Source organism: Streptomyces sp. NPDC091412 (assembly GCF_044756885.1).
GTDB lineage: Bacteria > Actinomycetota > Actinomycetes > Streptomycetales > Streptomycetaceae > Streptomyces.
The window spans coordinates 515,808-530,496 of record NZ_JBIVTV010000005.1; the positions used below are offsets into that span (position 1 = coordinate 515,808).

General features: G+C 70.7%; 11 protein-coding genes. 4 read left to right on the forward strand and 7 right to left on the reverse strand.

What is annotated here, in order from left to right; genetic code table 11:
* Nucleotides 1-13: 13 nt before the first annotated feature.
* Both ACIQMV_RS16925 and ACIQMV_RS16930 read left to right on the forward strand, forming a co-directional pair.
* Nucleotides 14-397 carry a peptidoglycan-binding protein gene (locus ACIQMV_RS16925; protein WP_402593545.1) on the forward strand — a complete coding sequence of 128 codons (384 nt, stop codon included), beginning with the start codon at nucleotides 14-16 and terminating at the stop codon, nucleotides 395-397.
* A 45-nt stretch (nucleotides 398-442) separates the two neighbouring features.
* Nucleotides 443-1,222, forward strand: a complete 780-nt coding sequence (locus ACIQMV_RS16930; RefSeq protein WP_141356536.1) for a D-Ala-D-Ala carboxypeptidase family metallohydrolase — start codon at nucleotides 443-445, stop codon at nucleotides 1,220-1,222.
* Between the two features lie 36 nt (nucleotides 1,223-1,258).
* Here the strand turns inward: ACIQMV_RS16930 and ACIQMV_RS16935 are convergent, their stop codons facing one another.
* From ACIQMV_RS16935 to ACIQMV_RS16950, 4 genes are all read right to left on the reverse strand, one after another.
* The gene (locus ACIQMV_RS16935) at nucleotides 1,259-2,425 is read right to left on the reverse strand and encodes a permease (RefSeq protein ID WP_402593455.1); all 1,167 of its coding nucleotides are present in this window, start codon (nucleotides 2,423-2,425) and stop codon (nucleotides 1,259-1,261) included.
* A 104-nt stretch (nucleotides 2,426-2,529) separates the two neighbouring features.
* The gene (locus tag ACIQMV_RS16940) at nucleotides 2,530-3,135 is read right to left on the reverse strand and encodes a class I SAM-dependent methyltransferase (protein WP_402593457.1); all 606 of its coding nucleotides are present in this window, start codon (nucleotides 3,133-3,135) and stop codon (nucleotides 2,530-2,532) included.
* A gap of 89 nt (nucleotides 3,136-3,224) precedes the next feature.
* Entirely contained in the window at nucleotides 3,225-4,970 is a 1,746-nt protein-coding gene (locus tag ACIQMV_RS16945) for a discoidin domain-containing protein (protein WP_402593459.1), read from the reverse strand.
* Between the two features lie 104 nt (nucleotides 4,971-5,074).
* Nucleotides 5,075-6,169 (reverse strand): DUF1996 domain-containing protein, encoded by a 1,095-nt coding sequence (locus tag ACIQMV_RS16950; RefSeq protein ID WP_402593461.1) that lies wholly within the window; start codon nucleotides 6,167-6,169, stop codon nucleotides 5,075-5,077.
* A gap of 400 nt (nucleotides 6,170-6,569) precedes the next feature.
* Between ACIQMV_RS16950 and ACIQMV_RS16955 the strand changes: the two genes are divergently transcribed.
* Together ACIQMV_RS16955 and ACIQMV_RS16960 are read left to right on the forward strand one after the other, a co-directional pair.
* Nucleotides 6,570-8,783 carry a discoidin domain-containing protein gene (locus ACIQMV_RS16955; RefSeq protein ID WP_402593463.1) on the forward strand — a complete coding sequence of 738 codons (2,214 nt, stop codon included), beginning with the start codon at nucleotides 6,570-6,572 and terminating at the stop codon, nucleotides 8,781-8,783.
* A gap of 201 nt (nucleotides 8,784-8,984) precedes the next feature.
* Nucleotides 8,985-10,043, forward strand: a complete 1,059-nt coding sequence (locus ACIQMV_RS16960) for a hypothetical protein (protein WP_402593464.1) — start codon at nucleotides 8,985-8,987, stop codon at nucleotides 10,041-10,043.
* A gap of 14 nt (nucleotides 10,044-10,057) precedes the next feature.
* On the opposite strand, the gene ACIQMV_RS16965 is transcribed toward ACIQMV_RS16960, so the two are convergent.
* From ACIQMV_RS16965 to ACIQMV_RS16975, 3 genes are all read right to left on the reverse strand, one after another.
* The gene (locus ACIQMV_RS16965; RefSeq protein WP_402593465.1) at nucleotides 10,058-11,554 is read right to left on the reverse strand and encodes an APC family permease; all 1,497 of its coding nucleotides are present in this window, start codon (nucleotides 11,552-11,554) and stop codon (nucleotides 10,058-10,060) included.
* A gap of 128 nt (nucleotides 11,555-11,682) precedes the next feature.
* Nucleotides 11,683-13,050, reverse strand: a complete 1,368-nt coding sequence (locus ACIQMV_RS16970) for an aspartate aminotransferase family protein (protein ID WP_402593467.1) — start codon at nucleotides 13,048-13,050, stop codon at nucleotides 11,683-11,685.
* A 70-nt stretch (nucleotides 13,051-13,120) separates the two neighbouring features.
* A complete protein-coding gene (locus tag ACIQMV_RS16975; RefSeq protein WP_402593469.1) occupies nucleotides 13,121-14,593 on the reverse strand; it encodes an aldehyde dehydrogenase in 1,473 nt (490 codons plus the stop codon).
* Between the last annotated feature and the right edge of the window lie 96 nt (nucleotides 14,594-14,689).

Sequence of the window (14,689 nt, forward strand, 5' to 3'; positions counted from 1 at the left end):
CAGTTGGCCCACGGTGAAGCAGGGGGCCTCCGGTGAGCGGGTCAAGACCGTCCAGTACCTGCTCAACGCGCAGGGTTCCGCGTTGACGGTGGACGGCGCGTTCGGGCCGGGGACCGACTCGGCGGTGCGTTCGTTCCAGTCCTCGCACGGCCTCGGCGTGGACGGCGTCGTCGGACCCGCCACCTGGCAGGCCCTCATCGTCACCGTACGGCAGGGTTCGTCGGGAGCCGCGGTCCAGGCGGTGCAGAGCCAGCTCAAGGCTCACGGCGCTTCGTTGACGGTCGACGGCGCGTTCGGGCCCGCGACCGACACCGCGGTGCGTTCCTTCCAGTCCTCGCACGGCCTCGCCGTGGACGGCATCGTCGGTTCCAACACCTGGCAGGCCCTGGTCGCCTGACCTTCGAGGCGTAGTCACCAGCAGTCACCAAAGGAGGAGACTTCCATGAACCCGGCACGACACCCCCACCGAAGCATCGACCGCCGCACCCTGTTCCGGAGCGCGGCGGGCGTGACGGCCGCGCTCGGCGTGGCGGCGGTCACCGGCGTCGCCACGGCCGGCACGGCCTCGGCCTACGGCTGGAGCCGTACCCTCCAGCAGGGCGCCTCCGGCTCCGACGTGGTGGAGCTGCAGATCCGCGTCGGCGGCTGGGCCGCCGGCAGTGCCTCCCAGACGTACGTCGCCTGGGACGGCTCCTTCGGCCCGGCCACGGCCGCCGCCGTCCAGCGCTTCCAGTCCGCCTACGGACTGGGCGCGGACGGCGTCGCCGGCCCGCAGACCCAGAGCGTCCTCAACAGCCTCGAGGCGAGCGACGGATCGACCGCCCACTTCGATTTCAGCGAGTTCTACTCCAAGGACGGCTCCGGCTTCAACAACGGCAAGGTCGCCGCCGCGACGGTCAAGGAGAACGTCCGCCGGCTGATGTACAAGCTGGAAGCGGTGCGCAAGAAGGCCGGCAACAGCCCGATCACGGTCAACTCCGGCTTCCGCAGCATCGCGCACAACGCCGCCTCGGGCGGCGCGTCCAACAGCATGCACCTCTACGGCGTCGCCGGTGACATCGTCGTCTCCGGCCACAGCACCCTGCAGACCTACCGGATCGCCGAGACCTGCGGCTTCTCCGGCCTCGAGGCGTACACGAACTCGTGGCAGCACTGCGACAGCCGCGTCCAGTACCCCTCGTACGGCTCCGGCTCGTGGTGGTGGGAGAGCGGCGTGGCGTGACCCGCCCGCTCCGGCGCAACCGGCCCGTCCGCGCCGTCATGGCACGGACGGGCCCGTCCGGTCGTGACCGGTGTGCGGTGAGCCGCCCATCATGCGCAGCATGGACGGCCCGCCGGTCCGCCAGAACCGCGCCAGAAGCAGCGCGGCGAGGACGAGGAAGGCGATGTTGAGCCAGGTGGTGTAGTTCCATCGAATGCCTTCCATGGGCAGCCTCGCGTCGGCCTGGTCGGGGATCAGACCGAGGCCGCCGAAGACGAATTCCACGACGTAGCCAGCGACGACCATCGCGAGGTAGAAGGTTCCCAGCAGGAAGGCGGCCATCCGGGCGCCGTAGTACTTCCGGTAGATGTTGAGGATCGGCAGGATCAGCAGGTCGGCGAAGATGAACGCCACCACGCCGCCGAAGCTGATGCCTCCCTTCCACAGCACCACCGCCAGCGGCACGTTGCCGATCGAGCACACGAACGAGGCGATCGCCACCAGCGGGCCGATGACGGGGCCCCACAGCTTGGCGGCGAGCGGGTGGCCGTCGAAGAAGAAGGTGCGCCAGAACGAGTCCGGGACCCAGGCGGCGACGGCACCGGCGATCAGCAAACCGACCACCAGGTCGCGCAGGATCGCCGCCCATTCCATGACGAAGACGTGACTGACGGCGGTGAAGCCCTCGCGGGAGACCAGACGCCGGGTGAAGGAGCCTTCGCGTCGCACGGACATGTCCATCGCCGCGTGGCCCTCCATCGACCCGGCCAGGCCCCGTTCGGCCTGTTCGCGGGCCTGGCGCAGCAGCCTCTCGCGCAGGAGCAGCCGGAAGAGGACGGCCAGCAGGACGATCATGACGGGGCCGCCGGTGAACTCGGCGGCGGTGAACTGCCAGCCCATGAGCAGCGCGAGGATGACGCCGAGCTCGACGACGAGGTTGGTGGAGGCGATCTCGAAGGCCATCGCCGCGGTGAAGTCGGCGCCCTTGCGGAACAGGGAGCGGGCCAGCGCCACGGCGGCGTAGGAGCAGGACGAGGACGCCACGCCCAGTCCGGCGGCGACGGCGAGGGTGCGGGGACGGTCGTCGCCGAGCAGTGCGACGACGGTGGACTTGCGGACCACGGCCTGGACGACCGCGGACAGGGCGAAGCCCAGGATCAGCGCCCAGGTGATCTCCCAGGTCATGGATCCGGTGATCGACAGTGCGTGGAGTACGGCGTGCATCTGTGCAGCCTTCCCCGCACGGCCCGGCCCGCGGCCGAGGGACACGCCCGCCGCCGGGGTCGGGACGGCGGGGGCCGGACTACGAAGCCTTCGTCACCGAAGTGTCACCGGAGGTGGACGCTGACGGCATAGCCGCCGCCGTCGTACGGGTCGGCGTCCCAGGTGGCGAAGCGGTCGACGAGGGTGAGGCCGGCCGCGGCGCAGCAGTCGTCGTACTCGGCCAGCGTGATGCCGGGCGGCACGGGCAGGTGGGCTTCGTCCAGGCCGAAGCCGGCGACCAGCAGTCCGCCTGGGCGCAGGGCGGCGGTCAGGCGCTCGATCACAGCGGCCTCGGTGCCGGCGGCGAGCAGCGGGAAGATGTTGCCCGCGGCGACCACGAGATCGAAGTCGGCCGTGATGCCGAGCGGGTCGGGCTCGAACGCGGCCAGATCGGCCTGGAACCAGGGCAGCTCCGGCGCCTGCTTGCGCGCCATCGCCAGCATCGACGCGTCGAGATCCACCCCGACGCAGTCGTACCCCAGCTCCGCGAGCCGGATCATGACCCGTCCGGTACCGCATCCGGCGTCCAGCACCCGTGCCCCGGCGGGCACGAGAGCGGCACAGAACCGCGCCTCACCGTGCACGTCCTTCCCGCTCCGGGCCAGAGCCGCGAACCGCGCGGCGTAGTCCTCACCGGACGTCTCCCCGGTCAGTTCCCTCCAACGGCTCATGCGGCCCACTATAGGTCGGCCGTGCGCCGCTCGAAGAGGCGACCGACCGGGGCGTACCACCCAGCGGATGCCACGGCCGATCCTCGCGCTCAGGCGTAGACGCCCAGCTCGTACAGCGAGTACCCCCAACCGGTGCCGCGTTGCGTGCAGTTGACGCGTACGTACCGGGCGGTCCCGTTGAGGTCGAAGTCGTCCACGCCGCCGTTGCCGTCCGTGACCTGGCGCAGGGTCTGCCAGTTCTGGCCGTCGTTGGACGTCTGGATGGTGTAGGCCTTGGCGTAGGCGGTCTCCCAGACCAGTTGGACGTGCCGGAAGGAGGTGGGGGCGCCCAGGTCGACCTGGATCCACTGCGGGTCGCTCCAGTCGCTCGCCCAGCGGGTGTCCGGGCGGCCGTCGACGGCGTTGGCGGCCGTGCAGGGGCAGTCCCCGCCGGACGGCTGGAACGAGGAGGCGGTGGCGGTCTTGCGCAGGGCGACGTTCGTGCCGTCGATCATCGGTGGGATCACCCTGATCGAGCGCGACTGGACGCCGACGTTTCCGTGGCCGTCGGTCGCCTTGACGTAGATCTTCCAGACGCCGGGGCGATCGGGTGCGGTGAACTTCAGCCTGCCCGCACCCTCACTGGTGGAGCGCAGGGAGTTCAGCTGCCCGCTGCCGTCGAGGTACATGCTGTTGTCCAGGACCTCGTACGTGACCGGGTCGCCGTCGGGGTCGGTGGCCTGGACGTCGAGCGTCAGGTCCCGCCCGGCCTCGACCGCGCCCGGGTTGCCCACGACGCCGATCTCGGACAGCACGGGTGGGGTGTTGTCGTGGGAGGTGTCGCCTCCGTAGGCCTTCTTCACCGCGTAGTAGGACAGCCGCTTCTGTCCGGCGGGCAGCAGGTTGAACCAGATGCCGCCGAAGTCGTACTCCGTGCCGTAGTGGAACAGCGTGGCGCCGAGCGCGACCCCGTTGTGGCCGGTGACGCAGTTCCACGCCTTCGTGTAGCCCGCCGCCTTGGCCTGGTCGCTGGGCTCCGCCGGGACCCCGTTGGCGTCGTTCGGCACCTCCCACTCGCCGGCCGGGCCGGACTCGGTCACGATGTACGGCTTGTCGTAGCCGCCCTGTTGCCAGGCGGACCTGATGTCGCAGACACCGTTGTAGGAGTTGACGGCGTACAGGTCGAGGTCGGGCGCGTTGCGCTTGAAGTAGGCCCAGGCGCCGGCCCATGCGTCGGTGGAGGTGACCGGGTGGTCGGGGTCGATGCCGTGGATCCTGCGGGCGACCTCGTTGACGAAGCTCGTGTACGCGTCGCGCTGGCGTTCCAGCTGGTCACCGCCGTAGCAGTTCTGCAGGCCGAGGACCGACTCGTTGCCCACGTCCCACATGAGCACGCCCGCGTTGTCCTTGTAGGTCCGTACCCAGTTCGTGAACTCGTTGAGCATGTTGTTCTTGTACGTGGTGTCGGTGACATAGTCGACGCAGCCGCCGCTGCCCGGACCGCCGCCGGGCTGGAGCCAGAATCCGGCGACGACCTTGATGCCGTGCGCGGCCGCGGAGTCGAACAGCGGCTTGCTGCTCGCGTCCGTGCCCCAGGTGCGGATGGTGTTGACGCCCATGGACCTCAGGTCCGGCAGATAGGTGTCGGCGGAGGCGGCGGACGGGCCCCAGGTCAGGCCCTTGATCTGGTACGGCTTCCCGTCCACGGTGAGCTGCCAGTTGCCCTTGGCTCCGGTCACCTTGACGACGCTGCCGGCCGCGTGGGCCTGCGTGGCGGGCACGGCGGTGAGGGCGCCGAGGGTGAGGAGGCCCGCGGTGAGCGGTGCGGTCAGACGGCGGACGCGACTTCGTGACATGGGGGTCTCCGATGCGCGGGAGGTGGGGGGAGGTCGGGTGGCCCGGCCGTGTGGGGGGCCGGCCGGGCCACCCTGCTTCGGGGTGGCGCCGTTCAGGGTGCGGTTCAGGGAAGCCGGTAGTCCCCGTTCAGCGCGGCTCCCGCCTCGGGGTGCGTCTCGTCGTAGCCGCGTGCGTCGCACTGGAGGCCGCCGACGATGCAGTGGCCGACCATGGCCGACAACGTGGGCGCGTCCCAGGCGTTGAAGAAGTCGTAGTGGTAGGACCAGGCGGCCCCACTGGCCAGCCTCACCCGGGACATGTCGCCGTTGACCGGGAACGCCATCTTGAACTCGATCATCGGCAGCGCGACCGGGTGGTCGACCGGGCACATGTTGTCGTTGGTGCCGGGCTTGACCACCGGGTAGGCCATGTGGCTGCGGTGGTCAGGGGTGTCGAGGTACTTGCCGTCCCAGCAACTGGGTGCCTGGAAGCGGATGTTGAGCTGTACGTCGGGCCTGTTGGGACAGCTGGCCGGAAAGTCGACGTTGAAGTAGCTGTCGCCGCATTCCCAACCCTCGACGAAACCAGGGCTGTTGCGGAACTCCTGAGCGCTCTGCAACGGGTTTCCCACCACGAAGCGCAGCCCCTTGGGGAAGGGCCGCACGCTGGTGTAGTCGGTGACTCCCGCCTTGTAGTAGATCGTCTGCGGGCCGACCGGCAGCACCGCCTTGTCGCCGTTGTAGACGGTCGGCACCCAGTAGCCCGACCGGTCGCCGGGCGCCTTGCAGGCGGTGCCGCCCGCGTCCAGTGACGCGGCGGTGCTGTACGCGTCGGTCGTGGTGTTGCCCATGAAGGTGTGGTCGTGCGACGTGCCCGGCTGCTGCGGATAGACGATGGGGTCGTCGGGCCTGGTGCGGGTGACGGAGCAGTTGGCCTGGAACTCGTGGAAGTAGCGGTGGGGCGGGTTCGCGGTGGACGGGGTGACGCCGGTGACCGGCGGGATCGCCGGAATGTAGCCGTCGCCGTTCGCGTCCTCGGCCGAGAAAGCGGTCGACGCGGCCATGACGTGCCCGGAGTGGCCGGCCGCGAACGACGTCGCCGCCTCGCTGCCGGGGGCGGGCGGCCCGGCACTGGTGGCGACGCCGGCCACACCGAGCGACGTCATCAGCAGGGCTCCGGCGATCAGCATTCCTGACAGGGCTTTCGATCTCCGTGGCATGGAGACCTCCTGAACGCAGGGGGTGAGAGGTGGGGGGTGAAGAAGGGCGAGCGGGCACGGCCTGACGGGATGTCACGAACGTCGTCAGCGGCGGGCAAGCGCTCTCCTGCCCTGGGAGTGTTGAGTGCTTGACGCGCGGGTGTCAAGGCATGCCGCAGAAGGATCAGCGCCGCCCCGCCCGTCCTCATTTCCTGAACACCACCCCACCTGCGGCGGGCACCCGTCCCGTCAACGCTTGAAAAGATTCCCGCGTCCGGGGGCTTGCCGACCCCTCTGCCTCATCAGTTAAATCAAGATGTGAACTAAGCCGTGCAGGCTTGCAGTTGAGCTTTCGCACGCCGTGACACAGCCCCGCCCTCCTCGCGAACACTCACCCCCCATCGCATCCGCAGGGACCCGTATGAGACTCAGATCCCTGGGTGTCGCGCTCGCCGCAGCGGCAGCGCTCATCGCCCTTCCCGCCACCCAGTCGCCGGTCGCCGCGGCGGCCGGGACTCCGCTGCCCCAGGGCAGGACCGCCGCGTCGCCGTCCGGTCAGAGCGCCGGCGTCGCGGCCGCCTGCGGCACCGGCAACGCCGCCCTGGGCAGGCCCGCGTCGGCCTCCTCCACCGAGAACGCGGGCACCCCGGCCTCCGCCGCCTTCGACGGAGACCCCGGCACCCGCTGGTCCAGCGCCTTCTCGGACCCGCAGTGGGTTCAGGTCGACCTCGGCTCGGTCCAGAACCTGTGCAAGGTGGACCTGACCTGGGAGACCGCCTACGCCAAGGAGTTCCAGATCCAGGCCTCTGCCAACGGCCAGAGCTGGACCACGCTGAAGAGCGTCACCGGCGCGACCGGCGGCACCGCCTCCTACGACGTCAGCGGCTCGGGCCGCTACCTGCGCGTCTACGGAACGGTCCGCTCGACCGGCTACGGCTACTCGCTCTGGGAGGTCGCCGTCCACACCGAGTCGTCCGGCGGCGGCACCCCGCCCGTCCAGGGCGGCGGCGACCTGGGGCCGAACGTCATCGTCGTCGACCCCTCCACCCCCAACCTCCAGCAGAAGTTCGACCAGGTCTTCGCCCAGCAGGAGTCCAACCAGTTCGGCTCCGGCCGCTACCAGTTCCTGCTCAAGCCGGGCACCTACAACGGGATCAACGCCCAGATCGGCTTCTACACCTCGATCTCCGGGCTTGGCCTCAACCCCGACGACACCCAGATCAACGGTGACGTCACCGTCGACGCGGGCTGGTTCAACGGCAACGCCACGCAGAACTTCTGGCGTTCCGCCGAGAACCTCGCCATCAGGCCGTCGCACGGCGACGACCGGTGGGCCGTCGCCCAGGCGGCGCCGTTCCGCCGCATCCACGTCCAGGGCGGCCTCAACCTCGCCCCGAACGGATACGGCTGGGCCTCCGGCGGGTACATCGCCGACTCGAAGATCGACGGCACCGTCGGCCCGTACTCCCAGCAGCAGTGGTACACCCGCGACAGCTCGGTGGGCGGCTGGACCAACGGCGTGTGGAACATGACGTTCACCGGAGTGCAGGGCGCGCCGGCGACCGACTTCGCGACCGGCTCGTACACCACGCTCGACACCACGCCGGTCTCGCGCGAGAAGCCGTTCCTCTACCTCGACGGCAGCACCTACAAGGTCTTCGTACCCGCCAAGCGCACCAACGCACGCGGTGTGTCCTGGCCGGCCAACGCGGGCACCTCCCTGCCGCTCGACCAGTTCTACGTGGTCAAGCCGGGCGCCACCGCCGCCACCATCAACCAGGCACTGTCCCAGGGCCTCAACCTCCTGTTCACGCCCGGCGTCTACCACCTCGACCGGACCATCGACGTCACCCGCGCGAACACCGTGGTGCTCGGACTGGGCCTTGCCACCCTCGTGCCCGACAACGGCGTCGACGCGATGCACGTCGCCGACGTCGACGGCGTCCGGCTCGCCGGATTCCTGATCGACGCGGGCACCGTCAACTCGGACAGCCTCCTGCGGGTCGGCCAGCCCGGCTCCTCCGCCGACCACTCCGCCAACCCGACCACGGTGCAGGACGTGTTCGTCCGCATCGGCGGCGCGGGCCCCGGCCTCGCGACCAACTCGGTCGTCGTCAACAGCAACAACGTCGTCATCGACCACACCTGGCTGTGGCGCGCCGACCACGGCAGCGGCGTCGGCTGGAACACCAACCGGGCCGACTACGGCTTGTGGGTCAACGGCAACGACGTCCTCGCCACGGGCCTGTTCGTCGAGCACTACAACAAGTACGACGTGTACTGGAACGGAGAGCGCGGCCGGACGATCTTCTTCCAGAACGAAAAGGCCTACGACGTCCCGAACGCCGCCGCCATCACCCACGACGGCATCGTCGGCTACGCGGCCTACAAGGTCGCCGACACGGTCAACACGCACGAGGCCTGGGGGCTGGGCAGCTACTGCAACTTCACGGCCGACCCGACGATCGTCCAGGCGCACGGGTTCCAGGTGCCGGTCAAGTCCGGCGTCAAGCTGCACGACATCCTGGTGATCTCCCTGGGCGGGCAGGGGCAGTACGCCCACGTCGTCAACAACACGGGCGCGCCCACCTCGGGAACGAGCACGGTGCCGTCCAAGGTGGTCCAGTTCCCCTGACCGGGGACGGATGACCGGTTCGAACCGGCGTAAGCCTGCGGCGAGTCACCCACCGGTGGCTCGCCGCTCGCTTCAGCGGGAACCGGGTTGCATTTCCGGGGAAGTCGGCAAATCCGGGTGAACGGGTGCCCGGAACGGGCATTCTGGTGTCGACCACCTGTCCCGCCACGCCGATCGCCCCGCGCGGTCCGGGAGTTGCGTATGCCGGAGAACGTGCCACCGCCGCCGGTAACCCCGGACCCCGCCCCCGGGCCCGATCCGTCCGGCGGATCACCCTCCGCTTCCCCGCGCCGAGTTGCGCGATGGCGCCGCTATCTCCCACTGGGCGACGGCAACTTCACCGCCACCGCGATCATCGCGCCGGTGCTGGTCGCGGTCGTCGTCCTGGCCGTCACCAACGGCTTCGGCTGGATCGGCGACCAGTTCAAGGACGACAAGCCGGACCTGTACGTGACCGGGTCCCGGTCCCCGAGGGCCGCCGTCTCCGAACGGCCGACGCCGTCGGACCCCGCCACCCCGTCGGAGGACTCCCCGGCACCGGCCTCCCCGGCCGCCTCCCCATCGGAACCCGCGGCCCCGTCGCCGTCCCCGGCGGCGGAACAGCCGGCGGACCAGTCCGCGGCCGAGGAACAGGGCATCAACTCCCTCCGGGACTCCTACACCTGCCCCTGGCAGGCCTATGTGGTGAACAGGCCGTCCGGCGCGTTCACCGGTCCGCCCGCACTGGCGGACGGCTCCCCCGACCCCGCCGTCATCGACGACACGGCGGGAGACCCCGGCAACACCCATCTCGTGATCGACGTGCAGCCGCCCGACACCCGGCCGCTGCTCGTCAAGGAGCTACGGATCAAGGTGCTCCGGCGCGCACCGGCCCCCTCGCCCGACCGGGCCACGCTGGTCGGCCTGGACAGCGGGGAGTGCGGCACCTCTCCGATCACCGTGAAGGCCGCCGCCGACCTCGACGGGAACGCGGACTTCGCGACCGTGCGCTACTCGGGAGGGCCGTCCCTCCCGCAGGAGATCACCGGCGGCCGGACCCTGAGCATCGCCCTCACCGTGTCGACCCGGAGCGCCGACTGCGTCTGGGTGCCGGAGCTCGTCTGGGCCAAGGACGGCGAGGTGAGGACGACCGAGTTCCGCATCGGCGGCAGGGACTTCCACACCGTGGCGACCGGCGGACTGCCGCGGCTGGCCTGGAAGCAGGACCTCAACACCCGGCAGTGGTCGGTGACCGTCTTCGACGAGTCGATCCTGCGCTGAGCCCGCGCACGTGGCTACGAACCGGCCGCGCCCGCCACGGCGTCCTCGCGGCGGGCCACCACCACACCGACGACCCCGACGACCAGCAGCACGGCGACGGTGCCGAGGGTGAAGGCCTCGAACGAGGCACGGGAGACACCCCAGACGTCGTGGAAGACGTAGTCGATGCCGAAGAGGTGTTCCAGGACTCCGGGGAAGAGCGCCGACCACGACCCGATCAGGATCCAGGCGTAGACGAGCGCCGCGCAGAGCAGGAAGCCGCGGCTGCCGAAGGGGACGCTGTAGGGCCGCGGGACGTCCGGCCGGCGGATCCGCAGCAGGACCAGTGCGGGAATGACGATCAGGTAGGACAGCAGCAGGGTGGTGACCGCGACGGTGAGCACCACCGCGAACACGTCGGCCGCGTCGCCGTTCGCGAGCCGCATGGCGGCGAGCATGAACACCGTGGCCACGGCTCCCGAGAGCAGATTGGTGCGCACCGGCGTACCGAGCCGCGGGTGGAAGGCGCCGAGGGCGCGGGTGAAGAAGCCCCCGTCGGCGGCGGCCATGGCCTGCATGCGGTCGCTGACGATCATCCAGGCGCTGCCCTGGGTGAGCAGGGCGAAGACGAACATGACGGCGGTGAGCTTCAGCAGGGGGCCGGCCGCTCCGCCGTAGACGCCGAAGACGAGGCGGGCGCCCTCCATGAAGCCGCCGATGCCGGTGACCTGCTGCTTGGGTACGACGGCCAGGAGGGCGAGCACCGGCAGCAGATAGCAGCCGGCGGCGACGGCCGCGGAGCGTCCGAGTGCGGCGGGCACGTCCCGCTGGGGGTCGTGCATCTCCTCACCGGCGGCGTTGGGTGCTTCGAAGCCGACGTAGGCGAACAGCAGGATCGGCACCAGGGCGAGGAAGCCGGCGGTCGTCGGGGTGAAGCGGGTGTCGGTCAGGCCCTGGAAGCCGTGCCGCGCTCCGTAGAGCACCGCCGTGAGGGTGAACACGGTGAGGGCCAGGACCTTCGCCGCCGCGCCCGCGGTGGTGATCCATTTGCCGCGGCGCAGGGAGACGACGGCCGTGAGGATGGCGATCCAGACGAACAGCAGCTTGAAGGTGTAGTCGGCCACCGTGCCCGAGCCCAGGTGGAAGACGAAGCCGTCCCAGGTCTGCGCGGCGAGGAAGACCAGTGAACCGCCCAGCCAGACGGGGTTGGTGACCCAGTAGAACAGGGTCGTGAGCGCGGCCGCCGGACGGCCGAGGGCGAGCTTGACCCATACGTACGGGCCGCCTTCCTGGGGGAACGCGGCGCCGGTCTCGGCGAACAGCAGGGCGTAGGGGACGAGGAAGAAGAGGGCCATGACCGCCGTCCAGGTGGCGGCCTCGCCGCCGCCGGTGGCGATCTGCCCGACGGTGTCGAAGGAGATCACCGCGGCGATCGCCATGGCGGTGATGTCGAAGCGCTTGAGACTGCGCTGCAGGGCTCCGGCCGCGGGCTGGGTGTCGCGTGGTTCGGTCGTCGAGAGGCGGGAGGACACGGGCAGTTCCTAGGAGGGAGAGGAGTAACTGCGAGGGGGCGCGTGCGGGCGCCGTGACGGCGTGGAGTCCGTGTCGGGTGGTGCTGGGCGAGGAGGCCCGGTCGCGGGCCGGGCCTCCCCTCTGGGCGTCAGGCGGCGCGGATCTCGCCGGTGGGCCCGGTGCGCTCCAGGACGCCGCGCAGCGCGGAGGCCGCTTCCTTGGCCTCGGCCTCGGTCATGATGAGCGGCGGGGACAGCACCAGGCTGTGTGCGGAGTCGCGCACGATCACGCCGGTCTCACGGCGGATCACGTCGTGGGGCATCCGGTGCGGGTCGAGGGGCAGGGGCGCGCGGGTGGCGCGGTCCTGGACGAGTTCGACGGCGAGCATCATGCCGACCGAGCGGATTTCGCCGACGATCGGCAACTCTCCCAGCTGCGCCTCGAGTTCGGCGTGGAGGAAGGCGCCGAGACTCGTCGCGCGGGCGAGGAGGCCCTCCTTCTCGATGATGTCGAGGTTGGCGGTGGCGACCGCGGTGGCGACGGGATGCCCGTTGTAGGTGTAGCCCATGGGGAAGCCGTGGTCGCGCAGCAGGACCTCGGCGACGTGGTCGCCGACCAGGAGGGCGCCGAGCGGGACGTAGCCGGAGGTGATGCCCTTGGCGGTGACGATGATGTCCGGGGTGACGCCGAAGTACTGGGCGGCGAACCACTCGCCGACGCGTCCGTAGGCGGTGACCACCTCGTCGAAGATCAACAGGATGCCGTGCCGGTCGAGGACGTCGCGCACCCGGGGCCAGTAGTCGGCCGGCGGGACGAGCATGCCGCCGACGCCCATGATGGGTTCGCCGATCATCGCGGCGATGTTCCGCGGGCCGATCTCCGCGATGCGCTCCTCCAGTTCGCGGATGAGGAAGTCGGTGACCTGCTCGGGGCTCAGCGGCTGGTCCCCGTAGAGCTCGGAGCGGTACGGCCACGGGGGCGTGAGGTGGGAGACGTGCGGCATCATCGGGGCGAAGCCCTCGTGGTAGACGGGGAAGCCGGTGGCCGAACCGCCGCCGTAGCCGATGCCGTGGTAGGCCTTGCTGCGCGCCAGGATCCAGGTCCGCCCGCTCTCCCCGCGCCGGTGGTGGTAGTAGCGGGCCATCTTGATGGCCGCCTCGTTGCCCTCGGAGCCGCCCGAGGTGAAGTAGACGTGGTTCAGGGGGTCGGGGGCGAGGGAGGCGAGGCGCGCGGCGAGTTCGATCGCGCGCTCGTTGGAGAACTCCCAGAAGCTGGTGAAGTACTCCAGCTTCTTCATCTGCTCGTGGGCGACGTCGGCGAGGTCCGTGCGGCCGTGGCCGACCTGGGCGAGCCAGAGGCCGCCGGTGGCGTCGAGGTAGCTACGGCCCTCGGAGTCGGTGAGGCGGCAGCCTGAGCCGGAGGTCATGACGACGCGCTCGGTGGCGGTGCCCGGCAGGTAGGGGTGGATGATGTGCGCTCGGTCCAGCTGGATGAGGTCCGCGGCGTTGCGGGTCATGAGGGGTGCGTCCTTTGTTCGGTGCCGGTGGTGGGTGTGGTGGCCGGGCGGCCCGGTGTCGCCGGCGCGGTCAGCCGTAGGCGATCCAGGTCGTCTTCAGGCCGGTGTACTTGTCGAAGGAGTGCAGGGAGAGGTCACGGCCGTGGCCGGACTGCTTGAACCCGCCGAAGGGGGTGAACGGGCTGAGCGCGTCGACGGTGTTGACCGAGACGGTGCCCGCCTGGAGGGCGTCGGCGACGCGGTGGGCCCGGCCGAGGTCCCGGGTCCACACGGACGCGGCCAGTCCGTAGGCGGAGTCGTTCGCGAGGCGGACCGCCTCGTCCTCGTCGTGGAAGGGCAGCACGGTCAGCACGGGGCCGAACAGTTCCTCCCGGACGAGCGGGGCGTCGGGTCCGAGGCCGGTGACGACGGTGGGGTCGAGGTAGGCGCCGTCGCGGTCGGGGCGCGTGCCGCCGCACACGAGCGTGCCGCCCGATGACCGCAGGGCTTCGAGGACGCGTTCCGCCTGGGCCTCGTCGACGAGCGGGCCGAGACGGGTCGCGGGGTCGAGCGGGTCGCCCGGCAGCCAGCCGCGGGCGTGTTCGGCGACCCTGGCCGTGAACTCCTCGGCGACGGAGGCCTCGACCAGCAGACGGGTGTTGGCGGAGCACACCTGGCCCGAGTTGTAGACGAAGCCCCAGGCGGCGCGTTCCGCGGCGGCCTCCAGGTCGGCGTCGGCGAAGACCACGTTGGGGCTCTTGCCGCCTGCCTCGGGCCACACCTGCTTCATGTTCGACTCGGCCGAGTAGGCGAGGAACCGCCTGGCCACGGCGGTGGAGCCGGTGAAGACCAGGGTGTCCACGTCCGGGTGGAGACCGAGAGCACGCCCGGTCGTCTCCCCCGGGCCGGGCACGACGTTCAGTACGCCGTCGGGAAGGCCGGCCCGCGAGGCGAGTTCGGCCAGCAGCAGCGCCGACAGCGGGGACTGCTCGGCCGGCTTCAGCACGACGCTGTTGCCCGCGGCCAGGGCGGGCGCCAGCTTCCAACTCGCGATGTCGAGGGGGAAGTTCCAGGGCACCACCGCGCCCACGACGCCCAGCGGGGCGCGGCGCACGAGGGCGAGGCTGCCGGGCGGGGCCGGGGCGACCTCGTCGTAGAGCTTGTCGACGGCCTCGGCGTACCAGGCGAAGACACCGGCCGCGCCGGGCACGTCGGTGCCGTGGGACTCCGCGATGGGCTTGCCCATGTCGAGGGTGTCGCAGAGGGCGAGTTCCTCGCTGTTCTCCTCGATGAGGCGGGCGAGGGCGAGCAGGACCCGCTTGCGCTCGGCGGGTGCGGTACGCGACCAGCGGCCGTCCTCGAAGGAGGTGCGCGCCGCGGTCACGGCCCGGTCGACGTCGGCGGCCGAGCCGACCGCCACATGGGCGGTGGTCTTGCCGGTCGCGGGGTTCACGGTCGGGATCCACTGGTCGTCGGCGGGGTCGCTCCACGCTCCGTCGATGAACAGGCGCGTGCGTGGCGTGAGGTCGGCGGCGCGCTGCCGCCAGTGGGCGTACGTCTGCATGCTGTGGCCTTCGATTGCGTCGTGGGACGTGGGCGAACCGGTGCCCGTTCGGACCGGGTGTGGCCCGGGCCGTCTCGATCGGGTGTGGCCCGGCCC